20 protein-coding genes are annotated in these 16,975 nt (G+C 69.0%); 12 read left to right on the top strand and 8 right to left on the bottom strand.

Annotated elements, in window-relative coordinates; translation table 11 throughout:
• Nucleotides 1-24: 24 nt before the first annotated feature.
• The 9 genes from EV671_RS01965 (at nucleotide 25) to dut (ending at nucleotide 7,862) form a co-directional block, all read left to right on the top strand.
• On the top strand, nucleotides 25-1,134 hold the full coding sequence (locus EV671_RS01965) for an ABC transporter permease (RefSeq protein ID WP_132569510.1): 1,110 nt from the start codon (nucleotides 25-27) through the stop codon (nucleotides 1,132-1,134).
• Nucleotides 1,127-2,092 (top strand): ABC transporter permease, encoded by a 966-nt coding sequence (locus EV671_RS01970; RefSeq protein WP_132569512.1) that lies wholly within the window; start codon nucleotides 1,127-1,129, stop codon nucleotides 2,090-2,092. The genes EV671_RS01965 and EV671_RS01970 overlap by 8 nt, the downstream gene beginning before the upstream one ends.
• Before the next feature lies 1 nt (nucleotide 2,093).
• Nucleotides 2,094-2,510, top strand: coding sequence for a cytidine deaminase (gene cdd / locus EV671_RS01975; RefSeq protein WP_207911075.1), 417 nt, complete (start codon nucleotides 2,094-2,096; stop codon nucleotides 2,508-2,510).
• A gap of 8 nt (nucleotides 2,511-2,518) precedes the next feature.
• A complete protein-coding gene (locus EV671_RS01980; protein ID WP_132569514.1) occupies nucleotides 2,519-3,355 on the top strand; it encodes a purine-nucleoside phosphorylase in 837 nt (278 codons plus the stop codon).
• A 71-nt stretch (nucleotides 3,356-3,426) separates the two neighbouring features.
• A complete protein-coding gene (deoC, locus tag EV671_RS01985) occupies nucleotides 3,427-4,191 on the top strand; it encodes a deoxyribose-phosphate aldolase (protein ID WP_132569516.1) in 765 nt (254 codons plus the stop codon).
• A 2-nt stretch (nucleotides 4,192-4,193) separates the two neighbouring features.
• Nucleotides 4,194-5,504 carry a thymidine phosphorylase gene (gene deoA, locus EV671_RS01990; protein WP_132569518.1) on the top strand — a complete coding sequence of 437 codons (1,311 nt, stop codon included), beginning with the start codon at nucleotides 4,194-4,196 and terminating at the stop codon, nucleotides 5,502-5,504.
• Entirely contained in the window at nucleotides 5,504-6,205 is a 702-nt protein-coding gene (gene trmB, locus EV671_RS01995) for a tRNA (guanosine(46)-N7)-methyltransferase TrmB (protein ID WP_132569520.1), read from the top strand. The genes deoA and trmB overlap by 1 nt, the downstream gene beginning before the upstream one ends.
• Entirely contained in the window at nucleotides 6,205-7,413 is a 1,209-nt protein-coding gene (gene coaBC, locus EV671_RS02000) for a bifunctional phosphopantothenoylcysteine decarboxylase/phosphopantothenate--cysteine ligase CoaBC (protein WP_132569522.1), read from the top strand. Before trmB ends, coaBC begins: the two co-directional genes overlap by 1 nt.
• Entirely contained in the window at nucleotides 7,413-7,862 is a 450-nt protein-coding gene (dut, locus tag EV671_RS02005; protein WP_132569524.1) for a dUTP diphosphatase, read from the top strand. The genes coaBC and dut overlap by 1 nt, the downstream gene beginning before the upstream one ends.
• A gap of 56 nt (nucleotides 7,863-7,918) precedes the next feature.
• On the opposite strand, the gene EV671_RS02010 is transcribed toward dut, so the two are convergent.
• Complete coding sequence (locus EV671_RS02010) at nucleotides 7,919-8,437, bottom strand: FKBP-type peptidyl-prolyl cis-trans isomerase (RefSeq protein WP_132569526.1); 519 nt, start codon at nucleotides 8,435-8,437, stop codon at nucleotides 7,919-7,921.
• 41 nt (nucleotides 8,438-8,478) lie between these two features.
• Here EV671_RS02010 and EV671_RS02015 point away from each other — a divergent pair, with 41 nt between their 5' ends.
• The 3 genes from EV671_RS02015 (at nucleotide 8,479) to EV671_RS02025 (ending at nucleotide 10,451) form a co-directional block, all read left to right on the top strand.
• The gene (locus EV671_RS02015; RefSeq protein WP_132569528.1) at nucleotides 8,479-9,594 is read left to right on the top strand and encodes a JmjC domain-containing protein; all 1,116 of its coding nucleotides are present in this window, start codon (nucleotides 8,479-8,481) and stop codon (nucleotides 9,592-9,594) included.
• Complete coding sequence (locus EV671_RS02020) at nucleotides 9,591-10,085, top strand: hypothetical protein (RefSeq protein ID WP_132569530.1); 495 nt, start codon at nucleotides 9,591-9,593, stop codon at nucleotides 10,083-10,085. The genes EV671_RS02015 and EV671_RS02020 overlap by 4 nt, the downstream gene beginning before the upstream one ends.
• A 162-nt stretch (nucleotides 10,086-10,247) precedes the next feature.
• On the top strand, nucleotides 10,248-10,451 hold the full coding sequence (locus EV671_RS02025; RefSeq protein ID WP_132569532.1) for a hypothetical protein: 204 nt from the start codon (nucleotides 10,248-10,250) through the stop codon (nucleotides 10,449-10,451).
• Nucleotides 10,452-10,580: 129 nt separating this feature from the next.
• Here the strand turns inward: EV671_RS02025 and EV671_RS02030 are convergent, their stop codons facing one another.
• The 7 genes from EV671_RS02030 to EV671_RS02055 form a co-directional block, all read right to left on the bottom strand.
• Nucleotides 10,581-11,360 carry an MBL fold metallo-hydrolase gene (locus tag EV671_RS02030; RefSeq protein WP_132569534.1) on the bottom strand — a complete coding sequence of 260 codons (780 nt, stop codon included), beginning with the start codon at nucleotides 11,358-11,360 and terminating at the stop codon, nucleotides 10,581-10,583.
• A gap of 40 nt (nucleotides 11,361-11,400) precedes the next feature.
• Nucleotides 11,401-12,585, bottom strand: a complete 1,185-nt coding sequence (gene bamC, locus EV671_RS02035; RefSeq protein WP_243655544.1) for an outer membrane protein assembly factor BamC — start codon at nucleotides 12,583-12,585, stop codon at nucleotides 11,401-11,403.
• 66 nt (nucleotides 12,586-12,651) lie between these two features.
• Nucleotides 12,652-13,533 (bottom strand): 4-hydroxy-tetrahydrodipicolinate synthase, encoded by an 882-nt coding sequence (dapA, locus tag EV671_RS02040; RefSeq protein WP_132569538.1) that lies wholly within the window; start codon nucleotides 13,531-13,533, stop codon nucleotides 12,652-12,654.
• Between the two features lie 41 nt (nucleotides 13,534-13,574).
• Nucleotides 13,575-14,087 (bottom strand): class I SAM-dependent methyltransferase, encoded by a 513-nt coding sequence (locus EV671_RS02045; RefSeq protein WP_132569540.1) that lies wholly within the window; start codon nucleotides 14,085-14,087, stop codon nucleotides 13,575-13,577.
• Nucleotides 14,084-14,209, bottom strand: a complete 126-nt coding sequence (locus tag EV671_RS27675; protein ID WP_277592441.1) for a hypothetical protein — start codon at nucleotides 14,207-14,209, stop codon at nucleotides 14,084-14,086. Before EV671_RS27675 ends, EV671_RS02045 begins: the two co-directional genes overlap by 4 nt.
• Nucleotides 14,206-15,429, bottom strand: a complete 1,224-nt coding sequence (locus EV671_RS02050) for an MFS transporter (RefSeq protein ID WP_132569542.1) — start codon at nucleotides 15,427-15,429, stop codon at nucleotides 14,206-14,208. The genes EV671_RS27675 and EV671_RS02050 overlap by 4 nt, the downstream gene beginning before the upstream one ends.
• A 13-nt stretch (nucleotides 15,430-15,442) precedes the next feature.
• Nucleotides 15,443-16,804 carry an amidohydrolase family protein gene (locus tag EV671_RS02055; protein WP_165917448.1) on the bottom strand — a complete coding sequence of 454 codons (1,362 nt, stop codon included), beginning with the start codon at nucleotides 16,802-16,804 and terminating at the stop codon, nucleotides 15,443-15,445.
• Nucleotides 16,805-16,975: the final 171 nt, after the last annotated feature.

The raw sequence follows: 16,975 nt of genomic DNA on the forward strand, positions 1-16,975 counted from the left end.
GTACTCCGCCGGCGAGGGGCAGACATGAGCCAGCCCATCCAATTGCCCCGCTGGATCGACATCGGCCTGCTGCCGCTGTGGAACCTCGCCATCGCGCTGGTCGTGGCCGGCCTCGTCGTCATGATCATCGGCCACAGCCCCTGGCAGGCGCTGACCGTGCTGCTGAACGGCGCCCTGGGCAGCGTGCGTGGCCTGGGCTATTCGCTGTACTACGCGACGACCTTCATCTTCACCGGCCTTGCGGTGGCGGTGGCCATCCATGCCGGCCTGTTCAACATCGGCGGCGAGGGCCAGGCGACGCTGGGCGGCGTGGGCGTGGCCCTGGTCGCGCTGTGGCTGGGCGCCAAGCTGCCGGCCATCGTCATGCTGCCGCTGCTGGTCGTCGCCGCCGCGCTGTTCGGCATGCTGTGGGCGGCGCTGCCGGCCTGGCTGCAGGCCTGGCGCGGCAGCCACATCGTCATCACGACGATCATGTTCAACTTCCTCGCCGCCGGCCTGAACGGCTATCTGCTGGTGAACTGGCTGCGCCCGGCCGACAGCATGGCGGTGGAGTCTGCCGAGTTCGCCGACAGCGCGCGCATGCCGGCCCTGCACCAGATCGCCGCCGCCTTCGGGCTTGAGCTGCCCTCGTCGCCGCTGAACCTCAGCCTCGTCATCGCGCTGCTTGCCTGCGTCTTCGTCGGCTGGTTCCTGTGGCGCAGCGCGGCTGGCTATGCGGTGCGCGCCGTCGGTAGCGCGCCGCGCGCGGCCCACTACGCCGGCATCCGCCCACGCGCCCAGGTGCTGCTGGCCATGGCCATCTCCGGCGCGCTGGCCGGCATGGTGGGCATCAACGAGATCTCGGGTGTGCAGGGCAAGCTGACGCTGGACTTCGTCGCCGGCGCCGGCTTCACCGGCATCGCCGTGTCGCTGATGGGCCGCAACCATCCGATCGGCATCGTGCTGGCCTCGCTGCTGTTTGGCGTGCTCTACCAGGGCGGCGTCGAGGTGAGCTTCGAACTGCAGGGCTTCAGCCGCGAGATGGTCGTCACGGCCCAGGGCCTGATCGTGCTGTTCTCCGGCGCGATGGCCACCGTCAGCGCGCCGCTGTTCGCGCGGGTCTACGCGAAATTCAAGGGAGGCCGCCATGGATGAAGTCCTGATCGCCTCGGTGATCGCGTCCACGCTGCGCGTCAGCGCGCCGCTGCTGCTGTGCGCGATGGCGGGGGTGCTGTCCGAGCGTGCGGGCGTCGTCGACCTTGGCCTGGAAGGCAAGATGCTGTTCGCCGCCTTCGCTGCTGCGGCGACGGCCTCGGTCGCGCATTCCACCGCCTGCGGCTTGATGGCCGCCATCGCCGTCGCCAGCGCGGCGTCGATGCTGCACGGCTTTGCCTGCGTGACGAATCGCGGCGACCAGGTCGTCTCCGGCGTCGCGCTGAACATGATTGCCGCCGGCCTGACCGTCGTGCTGGGCATCGCCTGGTTCCAGCAGGGCGGGCAGACGCCGCCCATCGAGGCCGACGTGCGCCTGACGGCACTGGCCAAGGGCTTTGCCGAGCCGCAGCCGGGCCACTGGTTCGCGTCCGTGTTCGGCCACGGCCTGCTGAGCCACAACCTGCTGGTCTATGTGGCCTTCCTGATGGTGGCTGTGGTCTGGTTCTTCCTGGAGCGCACGCGGCCGGGCCTGCGCCTGCGCGCGGTCGGCGAGAACCCGGCCATGGTCGAGGCCGCCGGCATGTCGGTCCAGGGTCTGCGCTACCAGGCGCTGCTGATGAACGGCGTGCTCTGCGGCCTCGCGGGCGCGTACCTGACGCTGGCGCAGAACGCGTCCTTCTCGCCCAATATGACGGCCGGCCGCGGCTTCATCGCGCTGGCCGCGATGATCTTCGGCAAGTGGAAGCCGCTGCCGACGATGGGCGCCTGCCTGCTGTTCGGCTTCCTGGACGCGATGGCCATCCGCCTGCAGGGCGTGCAGTTGCCAGGCATCGGCGAGGTGCCGGTGCAGCTGATCCAGGCATTGCCCTATATCTTGACGGTCGTGCTGCTCGCTGGCTTCATTGGCTCCGCCGTTGCGCCGCAGGCGCTGGGCCGCCCTTACGTGAAGGAGCGCTGACGTGGAACTGAGCCAAGACCTGCTGGACAAGCTGCTCGCCGAGTCGCTGCGTGCCCGCGAGTTCTCGCATTCGCCATATTCGAAGTACAAGGTCGGCGCCGCCATCCTCGACGAGCAGGGTCGCATCCACATCGGCGCCAACATGGAGAACGCTTCCTACCCGCAGGGCTGGTGCGCCGAACCCTCGGCGTTGACGGCCATGATCATGGCCGGCGGCAAGCGTGTCCTGGCCGTGCTGGTGACGGGCCCGGGCCCGGACATCATCACTCCCTGCGGCGGCTGTCGCCAGAAGCTGCGGGAGTTTGCCGTGCCCGAAGAGCTTGTCATCATCGCCGGCGATCCTGGCGGCATCCGCCAACGCTGGACTCTGGCCGAACTGCTGCCCCACAGCTTCGGGCCCAGTCACTTGAATTTCTGAGGTTTCCCATGATCGACAACAAGACCCTCGACGTCGCGATCGCCGCGAGCGTCGAGAAGCTGCAATCCCTGTTCGGCACTGCGCCCGAAGTCGCCGTCGTGCTCGGCTCCGGCTGGGCTGGCGCGGTCAGCCACGTGCGGGACGCGAAGAACCTGTCCTATACCGAGCTGCCGGCCTTCCCGCAGCCCAGGGTCGAGGGCCATGTCAACGAGATCGTCGTCGGTCACATCGGCGGCCAGCGCGTCGTCATGCTGCGCGGCCGGGCCCACACCTACGAGAGCGGCGAGTGCACCGGCATGGCCGGCGCGCTGCGCACGCTCAAGTCCTGGGGCGTGAAGCTGCTCGTGCAGACCAATGCCTCTGGCTCGCTGCGCGGCCACATGCCGCCCGGCAGCCTGATGCTGATCGCCGACCACATCAACGCGCCGCAGCGCAGCCCGCTCGTCGGCGAGCAGGGCAGCCACCGCTTCGTCGACATGGTCAACGCCTATGACGGCGAGCTGCGCAAGCATGCGCTGCTGCTCGCCAAGCGCGAGAACCTGATGCTGGGCGAGGGCGTGTACTGCTGGGCGCTGGGCCCGCAGTTCGAGACGCCGGCTGAGATCCGCATGTTCGCGGCCTGGGGCGCCGATGCCGTCGGCATGAGCACCGTGCCTGAGACCATCCTGGCCCGCCACGCCGGCCTCAAGGTGATGGGCATCGCGCTGATGACCAATATGGCCGCGGGCTTGTCCGCCGAGGCGCTGACGCACGACCTGACGCTGAAGCAGGCCCAGGCCTCCGGCGAGCGCGCTGCAGCCTTCCTGGCCGCCTTGGTCGCCAGCCTCAAGGATGTGACGTTGTGAGCGCCGCACGACCGCCCGAAGGTGGTTCAGCTCCCGCTTGGCGGGACAGCGCGCAGCGCGAAGGGTGCACCATGAATACCGAGCTGCAAGCCGCGGCCCGCACGGCGCTGGCCTGCCTGGACCTGACCAGCCTCAACGACGCCGACACGGCCGCCGACATCGACGCGCTCTGCAAGCGCGCGCAGACGGTGCATGGCAACGTCGCCGCCGTCTGCGTCTGGCCGCGCTTCGTCGCCCAGGCGCGTGCCGCGCTGCCGGCGGCGATCAAGGTCGCCGCGGTCGCCAACTTCCCCGACGGGGCGCTTGATGTACAGCGCGCGCTGGCCGACGTCGCCGAGATCGCCCAGGCCGGAGGTGACGAGGTCGATGTGGTCCTGCCTTACCGCGCGCTGCTGGCCGACCATTCCACCGAGGTCGCCGAGTTCCTGTCCGAAGTGCGTTTCGCCAGTCGCCCGCTGACGCTGAAGGTCATCATCGAATCCGGCGAACTCGGCACGTCCGAGCGCGTCGCCCAAGCCACGCGCATGGCCCTGGCCGCGGGGGCCGATTTCGTGAAGACCAGCACCGGCAAGACCAGGACCGGTGCCACCCCAGAAGCTGCCGCCGTGATGCTGAAGGAGATCAAGGCCAGCGGCCTGTCCGCCGCCGGCTTCAAGGCCTCGGGCGGCGTGCGCTCGGTGGCGGATGCGGCGGGTTATATCGCCCAGGTCCAGGCCGCCCTCGGCGCCGAAGCCCTCAACCCGCAGCGCCTGCGCTTTGGCGCGAGCGGCCTGCTGACCGACATCGAAGCCGTCCTGTCCGGCGCCGAATCGGCCGCCGTCACAGCGGCCTACTGACCATGCTCGCCCAAGAAATCATCCGCGCCAAGCGCGACGGCCAGGCGCTGAACGAAGCGCAGATCAAGCACTTCGTCCGCGGCCTTGTCGACAACTCATGGAGCGAAGGCCAGGTGGCTGCGCTCGGCATGGCCGTGTTCCTCAGGGGCATGGGTCGCGACGAAGCCGTGCTGCTGACCCGCGCGATGATGAACTCCGGCCGCGTGATGCGCTGGCCCGACATGCCCGGCCCCGTGCTGGACAAGCACAGCAGCGGCGGCGTGGGCGACAAGGTCAGCCTGATGCTGGCGCCCATGGTGGCGGCCTGCGGCGGCTACGTGCCGATGATCGCGGGCCGCGGCCTGGGCCACACCGGTGGCACGGTCGACAAGCTCGAAGCCATCCCCGGCTACACGACGACGCCCGACCCTTTAAGGTTCGACCAGATCGTGCGCAGCCTGGGTTGCGCCATCATCGGCCAGACCGCCGATCTCGCCCCTGCCGACAAGCGCTTCTACGCGACGCGCGATGTGACGGCCACGGTCGAGAGCGTGCCGCTGATCACGGCCAGCATCCTGTCAAAGAAGCTGGCTGCCGGCCTCGAAGGCCTGGCCATGGACATCAAATGCGGCAACGGTGCGTTCGCGTCCACGCCCGAGTTCGCGCGCGAGCTGGCCGAGAGCATCGTCGCCGTTGCCGGTGGTGCCGGGCTCAGGACGCGTGCGCTGATCACCGACATGAACCAGATCCTGGGCAGCGACGTCGGCAACGCGCTGGAAATCGTCGAGACGATCCGCTACCTGAAGGGCGAGGCCCGCGAGCCGCGCCTGCACGAGGTCACGCTGGCGCTGTGCGCCGAGATGCTGGTGCTGGGCGGCCTCGCCGCCGACACGGCCGCCGCGCGTGTGAAGCTGCAGGCAGCGCTGGACTCCGGCGCCGCCGCGGAGAAGTTCGCGAAGATGGTCGTGGCCCTGGGTGGCCCGGCCGACCTGCTGGAGCGCCCGGCCGCCTACCTGGCCGCCGCGCCCGTCGTGAAGCCCGTGGCTGCGCCGCGCGCCGGCGTCATCACGACGATGGCGACCCGCGACCTCGGCGTGGCCATCGTCGAACTGGGCGGCGGCCGTCGCAAGGCCGGCGATGCCATCGACATGCGCGTCGGCTTCTCCGACGTGAAGCCGCTGGGCACGCGTGTCGCCGCCGGCGCGCCGCTGGCATTGATCCACGCAGCCGATGACGCCGCTGCCGACCGTGCCGTCGCGTCCTACCTGGCCGCAGTCACGCTGGGTGATGCCGACGTGGCCGCCACGCCTATGGTCATGGCGACAATAGGCTGATGGAAGAGCAGAACAACAACCCACCGCAGAATCCACCGCGCCGCGCGATCAAGAGCTTCGTCACTCGCGCCGGCCGCATGGGCACGGGCCAGATCAAGGCCCTGGCCGAACTGGGCCCGAAGTTCGTGCTGCCCTACCAGGCCGAGCGCCTCGACGCCGAGGCGATCTTCGGCCGCAAGGCCCCGCTGGTGCTGGAGATCGGCTTCGGCATGGGCGGCGCGACGGCCGAGATCGCCGCCACGCTGCCCGACCACGACTTCATCGGCTGCGAGGTGCACGAGCCCGGCGTCGGCGCGTTGCTCAAGCTCATCGATGAGAAGCAGATCGCCAACATCCGCATCGTCCAGCACGATGCCGTCGAGGTGCTGCGCGACATGATCGGCCCCGAGCTGCTGGCCGGCGTGCACATCTTCTTTCCCGACCCCTGGCACAAGAAGCGCCACAACAAGCGCCGCCTGATACAGCCGGAGTTCGTTGCCAAGCTCGTGCAACACCTGGCGCCCGGCGGCTATCTGCACTGCGCGACCGACTGGCAGCCCTATGCCGAACAGATGCTTGAAGTGCTGTCGGCCGAGCCGCATCTCCTGAACACCGCGGCCGGCTATGCTGACAAGCCCGCCTACCGCCCCCTGACCAAGTTCGAGAACCGTGGCATCAAGCTCGGACATGGCGTGTGGGACCTGGTGTTCAGGAAGCGCTGATGACAACGAGCCCACTGCACGGCAAACACATCCTCCTCGCGATGACCGGCGGCATCGCCGGCTACAAGATCGCCGAGCTGACCCGCCTGTTCGTGAAGGGCGGGGCGACCGTGCAGGTCATGATGACCGAGGCGGCCGAGCAGTTCATCACCGCGGTGACTATGCAGGCGCTGTCCGGCCGCCCCGTCTACACCAGCCAGTGGGATGCGCGGCCCGACAACAACATGGCCCACATCAACCTCAGCCGCGAGGCCGACCTGATGCTGGTGGCGCCGGCCAGCGCCGACGCCATCGCCGCGCTGGCCCAGGGCAGGGCGGACGAGCTCATCGGCCTGACCGCGCTGGCCCGCCGCATCCACGAATGCCCGCTGCTGGTCGTGCCCGCGATGAACCGCGAGATGTGGGCCCACCCGGCCACGCAGCGCAATGTCGCGCAGATCAAGGCCGATGGCGCCACCATCGTCGGCCCCGCCAACGGTGAGCAGGCCTGCCGAGAAACAGGTGACGGCCGCATGCTGGAAGCACAGGAGATCTTCGACGATGTCGAGGCCTTCCTCGCGCCTAAGCCGCTGCGAGGCAAAAAGCTCCTCATCACGGCCGGCCCGACCTTCGAGCCCATCGACCCGGTGCGCGGCATCACCAACCGCAGCAGCGGCAAGATGGGCTTCGCCATCGCCCGCGCCGCGGCCGAGGCCGGCGCCGAGGTCACGCTGGTGGCCGGCCCGGTGCACCTGGCCACACCGCGCGGCGTGCAGCGCATCGACGTGCAGTCGGCCCAGCAGATGTTCGATGCCGTGCTGCCGCTGGCCGCGCATCAGCACGCCTTCATCGCCACAGCCGCGGTCGCCGACTGGCGGCCCGCGCAGACGCACGAGCACAAGCTGAAGAAGGCCGAAGGCGGCGCCACCGCGCCGACCCTTGCGATGGCCGAGAACCCCGACATCCTGGCCGCCGTGGCCAGGCTGCCCCAGCCGCCCTACTGCGTCGGCTTCGCCGCCGAAAGCGAGAAGCTGGCCGAGCATGCCGACGCCAAGCGCCGCCGCAAGGGCATTCCGCTCATCGTCGCCAACCTCGGCCCGGCCACCTTCGGCCGCGACGACAACGCGCTGCTGCTCATCGACGCGCAGGGCCGGCGCGAACTGCCCCGATCCGACAAGCTCAGCCTCGCGCGTGAGCTGATCCAAGAACTCTCGAAACGACTTTCCTGATGCACGCGATTGACCTGCAAGTGCTCGACGCCCGCATGGCCGAGCAGATCCCCGCCTACGCCACGCCCGGCAGCGCCGGCCTCGACCTGCGCGCCTGCCTGGACGCGGCCATCACGCTGGCCCCGGGCCAGACGACGCTGATCCCCACCGGCCTGGCCATCCACATCGGCGACCCGGGCTTGGCCGCCATCATCCTGCCCCGCTCGGGCCTGGGTCACAAACACGGCATCGTGCTGGGCAACCTCGTGGGCCTGATCGACAGCGACTACCAGGGCCAGCTGATGGTGAGCTGCTGGAACCGCGGCCAGGCAGAGTTCACCATCCAGCCCTTCGAGCGCATCGCGCAACTCGTCATCGTGCCGGTCGTGCAGGCGACGTTCCGGCGCGTGGACAGCTTCGATGCCTCCGAACGCGGTGCAGGTGGATTCGGCTCTACAGGCAAGGGCTGAATTGAGTTTCTGAATCAGTTGGGGACAGAGCTTGCTCCGCTCGGTCTGTCCCGCAATTAATGAAGACTCTCGTCCGGCGGTGCACCGGTCTGCACCATGAAGATGGGTTCACCCACTGAGCCGGCCTGGGCCTCTTCCTCGGTCGCCGGGCGCACGTCCAGCAGCTTCAGGTGCATGCGCAGTCCGATGCCGGCGAGCGGATGGTTGCCGTCCAGCACGACATGCTCCGGGTAGACCTCGGTGACGGTGTAGACCGCGTCGGGCATGCCTTCGGTGACGGCGCCTTCGGGCAGGCCCTCGAATTGCATGCCGGGCTCGACATCCTTGGGGAACAGGCTGCGGGCCTCGAAGCAGACGAGGCCGGAGTCATAGTCGCCGAAGGCCTCCTCGGGCTGCAGCGCGAGATCGGTCTCGAAGCCGACTTCCTGGCCCTCCAGTGCGGCCTCGACCTTGGCGAACAGGTCGTCGCCCCCGAGCAGGAATTCCATCGGTTCGGCCAGCTCGTCGATGAGCTGGCCTTGGGCATCGTCGAGTCTCCAGCGCAGGGAGACGACACAGGGGCGGGTCACTTGCATGAGATCAATTTTCCCACAGCCCCTCTCGGCACAATGACCGCATGCAGATCGACCACCCGACCCCCATGCTCGCCGGCCTCAGCCCGGCCCAGTTCATGCGCAAGCATTGGCAGAAGAAGCCGCTGCTGGTGCGTCAGGCCTTTGCCGACGCGACGCCGCCGGCGGCGTTGAAGGAGCTGGCCGCGCTGGCCGCACGCGACGACGTCGAAAGCCGTCTCGTCACCGCCTTCGACGGCAACTGGAAACTCAGGCATGGCCCCATCGCCCGCCTGCCGGCGATGAGCAAGCCTGGCTGGACGTTGCTGGTGCAGGGTCTGGACCAACATCTTGCCGAAGCGCGTGCGCTGCTGGACCTGTTCCGCTTCGCGCCCGATGCCCGGCTGGATGACCTAATGCTGTCCGTCGCCAGCGATGGCGGCGGCGTCGGGCCGCATTTCGATTCCTACGACGTCTTCCTGATCCAGCTTACCGGCCGGCGCCGCTGGCGCATCGCGCCGCAGAAGGATGCTGTGCTGCGCGACGACGTGCCGCTGAAGATCATTGCCAACTTCAAGCCCGAGCAGGAGTTCGTGCTGGAGGCGGGCGACATGCTCTACCTGCCGCCTGGCTGGGCCCATGACGGCATTGCTGTCGGCGCCGGCTGCATGACGGCCTCGGTGGGCTTTCGTGCGTCGACCGCCGAGGCGCTGGCGGCAGAGTTGCTGCCGCGCCTGCTGGACGACGTCGACGACGCCGGCAAGCTCTACGCCGACCCGCGCCAGGAGGCCGTCACCCAGCCGGCCCAGGTGCCGGCCGCGCTGCTGGACTTCGCGCGCCGCGCCGTCGAAGCCGCCGTGCAGCGGCCGCGGGCGCTTGAGCGCGCGCTGGGCGAGGCGCTGACCGAGCCCAAGGCCAAGGTCTGGTTCGAGCCGGGCGACGTGTTGCCGCCGGGGCAGGGCGCGCGGCTCGACCGGCGCAGCCGCATGCTCTATGACGCGGCGCATGTCTTCCTGAACGGCGAGAGCTTCCGCGCCGGCGGCAGCGATGCGACGCTGATGCGCCGGCTTGCCGATGGTCGCGAGCTGATTGCGGCTGATGTGGCGCGCCTGTCGCCCGGCGCACGCGAGCTGCTCGATCAGTGGGCCGAGGACGGCTGGGTGCAGCCGCTCTGCGAATGAGCCCGCAAGGCTTTGCCGGCCGCGCCGATTTCCAGCGCCTGCTGGTCGAGACCCTGGCCTGGGCCGGCGCACAGGGCCTGCGCGAACTGCATGCCTGGGACGCGAGCTTCGTCGACTGGCCGCTGTCCGACGCTACGGCCCTCGCTGCGCTGACGACCTGGGCGCGGCCCGGGCGCCAGTTGCATCTGCTGGCCCTGCAGTACGACGACATCGCGAGGCGCCATCCGCGCTTCGTGCGCTGGCGGCGCGACTACGCGCACTGCGTGACGGCTCGTGTCGTCGAGCCCGAACTCAGGCTGGAGGCGGCGCCCGAAAGCTTGCTGCTGGCTGTCGGCGAACAGGCGATGTTGAGCCTGCGGCTTTTCGATCGCCACCTCTGGCGCGGCGAACTGGCCCTGGGGGCGGCCGAATATCAGCGTGGCCTGGAGTGGTTTGATGCCCTGGCGCAACGTTCCAGCGAATCATTTGCGCCAACGACTTTGGGACTATGAGTCTTTGTGACATGCCAACCCCTATAATCAGTGGCTAGGCGAGGGAAGCGCTCGAGGTTTTCCGCGTCTTGTTCTGTCGGGGTCGGCAGTCGGTGCAAGAAACACTGGCGCTCGACCCCAAAGTTATGGTGTGCACCGTCGTTTAAACGTTTGAGGGCAAGTATGAAAAAGTCGATCCTGTTGGCTTCCCTGCTGGCTGCCGTTGCTCTGACCGCTTGCAGCAAGAAGGAAGAGCCCAAGGTTGAAGCGCCCGCTCCCGTCGCCGCCGCTTCGGCCGTGGTTGAGGCCGCTTCTGCTGCCGCCAGCGCCGTTGACACGGCCGCTTCGGCCGTCGTGGACGCTGCCGCTTCGGCCGCTTCGAAGTAATCACTTCGTCCCCACGGAAAAAGCCGTCGCTGCTCAGGCAGCGGCGGCTTTTTTCTTTTCCGGCTCCGAATCGCACCCCCTGTCGGAAGCAGAACCTTGCCTGACGCGGCCCGGGAGGGCTTGAGCGGTTCAGTGCAGTTGGAGCCAGTCAAAACCCAGCGCCGGGTCGGCCACGCGAACGTCGGCCGGGGCGCAGCCCAGCGCGGCGGCCAGTGCGTCGCGGGCCAGTGCAGGTGAGTTGTTTCGCTCGCTGAGGTGGGCGGCAACGACATCGCGCAACGCGGGGTGCTGGCAGCGCGCAAGCAGATCGGCGGCGGCAGCATTGGACAGGTGGCCGTGGCTGCCGAGGATGCGTTTCTTCAGTGACGGCGGGTAGGGCCCGTCGCGCAGCAACGCCACGTCATGGTTGCATTCCAGCAGCAGGGCCTGGCAGCCTGCGAGTGCGCCGGCAACATCGTCAGGCGCACTGCCGAGGTCGGTGACGATGCCAAGCCTTGCGGCGCCATCGTGCAGCGTGAGCTGCAGCGGCTCCTGGGCGTCGTGAGGCACGGCGAAAGGCCGCACTTCCAGATCGCCCAGCGCGATGGCCTCGGCGCCCTTCGCGATGCGTAGCAGGGCGGGGTCGAAGTCGGCATTGCCAACGGCACGCCAGGTGCCGCGGCTCATGATCAGCGGCAGGCGGTGCCGGCTTGCGAAGGCCAGCGCGCAGCCGATGTGGTCGCCGTGCTCGTGGGTGATGAAGACGGCATCCAACTCGGCCGGCTCGCAGCCGGCGCGGGCCAGGCGGCGCGTCAGCTCGCGCATGCTGAAGCCGGCGTCGACGAGCAGCCGCGTGCTCGTGATGCCCTGGCTGGCCTCGATGAGTGTCGCGTTGCCGGCGCTGCCGCTGCCGAGGCTGCAGAAACGCATCACGGCATGCGGGCCCTGCCGGGCGACCGGCGCAGCGGGCTTATTTCAGATCGTCCATCAGCAACGACAGGATGCGCTTGGCGTTGTCGTCGGCGATGGACTGGCCGCGGTCGTCCAGGATGCTGACCGTGCTCTTCGCGCCGTCGGCCTTGACCGACACGCGATAGCGCACCGGAGACGCGGCCTTGGCGCCGAACAGGCGCTGGAAGAAGTTGGGCTCGTCCTTGCCGGCCTGCTCGGGGTCGGCATAGCGCAGGTAGAACAGGCCGGCCGCGCGGTCGCGGTCCTCGATCGTGAAGCCATGGCGGTCCAGCGACAGGCCGACGCGGCGCCAGGCGCGGTCGAAGCCGTCGGCGACGCTGAGGCGGTCGGGCACTTCGGACAGCGGGCGGCGAGCCTTGGGCGCCTCGCCACCGACCTTCAGCGTGCTGGTCGTGACGGGTGCCGGCTGGCCGGCCTCGGCGACGACGGCCTTGGCCGCGTCTTCCTTGCCGCCGAGCTTGAGCATCAGGTGCGACAGCATCTCGGCTTCGAGATAGGGGTCGCTCGGGCGGCCCTGCCAGGCGGTCGAGTCGCGGCCGGAGGTGGTGTAGACCTCCTGCATACCGCGGTGGCTGATGAAGATGTCGGTGCCGCCGGCGCTGCCGGTGCCGCGCTCGACGCGGGTGCGATACATGTCGCGTTCACCGGTCGAGTACAGGCCGTCGAAGACCTTGCCGATGGTCGAGCGGATGAAGTCGTTGGGCAACTTGGCGCGGTTCTCGCCCCAGTTGGTTTCCATGACGCCGATCTCGGGCTGCTCCTTGACGACCTCGAGGCCGCGCTCCTGCCAGAAGCTGCGCAGCTGCGGCCAGAGCTGTTCGGGCGTGGCCGAGACATGCAGCCAGCGGTCGGTGCCGCTGCGCTCCAGGTGGATGTCGCCGATGGCATTGGTCGCCACGCTGCCGGCCACCAGGGACTGGGCGTTCGTCGAGTTGGCCGGCTTGACGGCGGACAGCTGGGAGGCCGTGATCGAGCCGCCCTGCACCTGGGCGCGGTTGTCCTTGGCGAGCTGGGTCAGGTCGGGCGGGACTTCCAGGCCCTGGGTCTGCTTGGCCGCGGCGCGGTAGTCGACCTTGTCGCTCGAGAAGAGGCTGTCAACGGTGCTGCAGCCGGCGAGCGACAGGACAAAGGCCGTGCAGGCCAGGCGGGTCGCCGACGGGCGAATCGAGAGAAGGGACGTCACGCTGGAAATCTCCGGGGAACAAGGGCGCCGGGCAAGGCCGGCGCAGCCGCGCATTAGACCAGAGGCTCAGGCCAGTCCGGCTTCGGTCATGGCCTGGCCGACGCCGGCCTGGCCGGCCGCGGTCAGCGGCGTGATGGGCAGGCGCACCGTGGCGCCGCAGCGGCCCAGGCGCGACAGCGCCCACTTGGCCGGCGCGGGGCTGGGTTCGCAGAACAGCTGCTTGTGCAGGCCGAGCAGCTTGAGGTGGATCTTGCGGGCCTCCAGCGCGTTGCCGGCCATCGCCAGGCGGCACATTTCGGCCATTTCGCGCGGTGCGACGTTGGCCGTCACGCTGACATTGCCGTGGCCGCCGAGCAGCATCAGCGCCACCGCCGTGCCGTCGTCGCCAGAATAGACGTGGAAGCCCTCGGGCGCGTGCTTGATCAGGTAGGCGGCGCGCTCGATGTTGCCGGTGGCCTCCTTGACGCCGAAGACGCCGGGCAGCGACGCGCAGCGCAGCGTGGTCTCGGGCAGCATGTCCGCAACGGTCCGGCCGGGCACGTTGTAGAGCATCATCGGGATGTCCACGGCCTCGGCGATGGCCTTGAAGTGCTGGTAGATGCCTTCCTGCGAGGGCTTGTTGTAGTAGGGCACGACGGACAGCGTGCAGTCGGCGCCGACCTCCTTGGCATAGCGGCTCAGCTCGATGGCCTCGGCCGTCGAGTTGGCGCCGGTGCCGGCCAGGATGGGAACGCGGCCCTTGGCGTGCTCGACCGCGATGCGGATGATTTCGCGGTTCTCTTCCATGCTGACGGTGGGCGACTCACCGGTCGTGCCAACGACGCCGACGCAGGCCGTGCCGGCCTCGATATGCCAGTCGATCAGGCGGCGCATTGCGGGAAAGTCGATGCTGCCGTCCTCGTTCATGGGCGTGACGAGGGCGACGATGCTGCCGAGGATGGGCTTCATGGTTGAAAAGTCTTAAGGAGTCGGTTGATTTTAGGCCGCTGTCATCGTGACTCGGGCGGCCGGATGGCCGCAACGCGCTGCACGAAGCGTGGGTTGACGTCGCTCTCGAACAGGTCTTCGTAAGCCGCGATGTGCCAATCGCCGCAGACGCGCAGCAGTTCGCCGCGCTGAAGCAGGAAGTCGGGCCGTGACGGCCGGCCGATGGTCTGCTGGCCATCGGCGAAGGTTTCCCAGATCAGCCAGCCGCCGGGCTTGACGGCGGACTTGATGCTGTCGAACAGCGGGCGCCACAGGTAGTTGCAGACGACGACCAGGTCGAAGGCCCGGCCCCGAAGTGGCCATGGGCTGTTCTCGATGTCGGCGTCGACGATCTCGGCCTGTGCCCGCAGCGGCGCAGTGGCCGCCGTGTCGCGGTCGACGCCGGTGACCTGCCAGCCGGTCTTGGTCAGCCAGGCCAGATTGCGGCCCGAGCCGCAGGCCAGGTCCAGCGCCGTGCCGGGTGGGGTGGGCGCGAAACGCTGCAGCCAGGCCGAGTGCCGGGAAGGGGCGGTCATCCGAAGCAGGCCCAAATCTGCTCGCTGAGCTGGATCATGACGGCCGGGTGGCGGTAGGCCAGCATCGTCGCCGCCAGCACGGCGGCGGCGAGCAGCGGCAGGATCCAGCGGCGTGGCTTCATGCCGGCTGCGCCTGCATCGGGCGCGCGATGGCAGTTTCGCGCACCGGCAGAGTGGTCAGCATGGCCATCACGCCCAGGCCGACGGCCAGCCACCAGACGACGTCGTAGCTGCCGGTCGCGTCGTACAGCCGGCCGCCGAGCCAGACGCCCAGGAAGCTGCCGATCTGGTGGCTGAGGAAGACGAAGCCGCCCAACATGGATAGGTGCTGGGCGCCGAAGATCTGCGCGACGACCGCATTCGTCGGCGGCACCGTGGACAACCACAGGAAGCCGATGACGGCGGCGAAGACGTAGACGCTGGCCGGCGTCAGCGGCAGCGAGATGAAGGCGACGATGGCGATGGAGCGCAGGCCGTAGATGGCTGACAGCAGATAGCGCTTAGGAAAGCGCTGGCCCAGCATGCCGACGGCATAGGTGCCGAAGATGTTGAACAGGCCGATCAGCATCAGCGCGCCGGTCGACACGCCCAGCCCCAGGCCGTGGTCGCGCAGATAGCTGGGCAGGTGCACGCCGATGAAGACGACCTGGAAGCCGCAGACGAAATACCCGAGCATCAGCAGCTGGAAGCTGCGATAGCCGAAGGCCTCGCGCAACGCATGCCCGATGCTTTGGTGGCCGGCCGGGCCGCCCTTGGCGCGGCGCTCGCGCACGCCCAGGGCCAGCGGCAGGATCAGCAGGGCCGAGCCGGCCAGCAGATAGAGGGCGCTCTGCCAGCCGAGGCGGCCGATCAGCCAGGTCTCGACCGGGATCATGACGAACTGGCCGAAGGAGCCCGCCGCCGCGGCGACGCCGAAGGCCCAGGAGCGCTTCTCATCGGACACGGTGCGGCCCAGCACGCCGTAGATGACGGCATAGGTCGAGCCCGACTGCGCGATGCCGACCAGCACGCCGGCGCTGAGCGTGAAGGCCAGTGGATGGCTGGACACGGCCATCAGCAGCAGGCCCAGCGCGTACAGGAGACCACCGGCGATCAGAATTTTCCAGGCGCCGAAGCGATCGGCCAGCATGCCGGCGAAGGGGCCGGCGAAGCCCCAGGCCAGGTTCTGCACGGCCATCGCGAAGGAGAAGGTCTCGCGTGTCCAGCCGCGCTCGGTGATGATGGGCTGCAGCCAGAAGCCGAAGCCATGGCGTATGCCCATCGACAGCGTGACGATCATGGCGCCGCACAGCAGCACCTGCTGCACGGACAGGCTGGAGGCGGAGGGGCGGGCGGCGCTCATCGGGCGAATGTAATCAGTGCCGCTTGGCCTTGGCTGACGCCCTGGCTTTGCCGCTCTTCTTCTTCGCCTTGGGCGGGTCGGCGGTCGAGGTGCTGACCTGGGCGCTGGAGGCGGCCACGTCGGCCAGCCGGGTCAGCAGCCGGCCCTGCTTGACGCGCAGCAGCGGCATGTCCACCTGGGCCAGGTCGGCCAGCGGGTCGCCGCCCAGCAACAGGAAGCTGGCCTCGCAGCCGGGCTCGAAGCAGCCGAGCTTGCGGCCCGGGAACAGGGCGCGCGGCGTGTCGTGGGTGGCCAGGCGCAGCAGCGTCGCGTGGTCCAGGCCGAGTTCGTCCAGCGCATGCAGCTCGGCGCGCGCGGTGCCGATGAAGACGTCCGAGCCGATCAGCAACTGCACGCCGGCGGCCTGTAGCCGGCCGAGGTTGGCGCGCTGCACCTCGCGCAGCGCGGCCAACGCGGTAGTGTCCAGCTTGAACAGGGCAGTGGCGGCCGTCGTCGTGATGACGGCGGCGTGCTGGCGCGCGGCCTGTGCGGCGGCGGCTTCGCTCAGCGCGAAGACCTCGGGTGCCTCGTCCAGCGTGTTGGCATAGCCGGGCAGGTGGGCGATGACGTCGATGCCGGCCGCCAGCGCTGCGTCGAAGTCCGCCGCCGTCTCGACATGGGCGACGACGTGCCGGCCGTCGGCGTGGGCCAGGCGGGTCAGTTCGGCGGCCGTGTCGGGCCGCAGGCCCAACCTGCCGAACATGGCCGGCTGCTGGCGCAGTTCCGGCCGTTCGCTGTGGGCCAGCACCAGGCGCAGCCAGTTGCCGCCGCGCGCCTTGATGGTCGGCCATTGCTGCCGGGCCTGCTCGGGGCTGTCGACGAGGACGATCTGGTCCTGCGCCGCGGCGGCCTCGGCGCTGGGCTCGGGCAGCACGGCGGCCAGCGGGTAGCCGTCGGGCGAGGTGATGCAGGCAGTGACGAAGCTGGTGTCCGGCGCCGCGGGCTTGGCGGCCAGCGGCCGGACCGGGGCCACGCCCGCCGGGTCGCCACAGAGCATGGCGGCATAGAACACGCCGTCGTCGATGTATTTGTCGGCGTACTGGCCCCAGCCCCAGGCGGTCTGCAGATTGTGGTTGTGGGCCTCGGCCAGCGGGTTGATGAGGACCTGCTGGTTGCGCAGGTCCATCTTGCGGTTGACCTTGGCCGGCTTCTTCGCGACGAAGACGCCGTTCTCGACATAGAGGTTGCCGCGCTGCAGCTTCTGGCCGTCGAACCAGCGGGCGTTCTTCAGTTCCCAGGACAGCGGGGCGCTGGCCTGGAAGGGCTGTTGAGGGGGCGGGGTCTGGGCCTGTGAAAAAATACAGGTCAACAGCAAACAAGCGATCAGGAATCTCAAGCGGCGGAACTCGGGTTTCGAGGGCCGCGAATCGTACTTTGAACCTGTTCCCGGCCTCCCCATGGTGCCCGCAAGGCATCCCAGGGGCGCAATCCAGGCGCACGCCGCCGGCCAGGCTGGAGCCTGGGCAAGGCGGGCAACGAGTGCGGCCCTGGGATGCCTTGCCCTTCG

The sequence above is a fragment of the Roseateles saccharophilus genome (assembly GCF_004342485.1).
In the GTDB taxonomy this organism is placed as follows: Bacteria; Pseudomonadota; Gammaproteobacteria; order Burkholderiales; family Burkholderiaceae_C; genus Pelomonas; species Pelomonas saccharophila.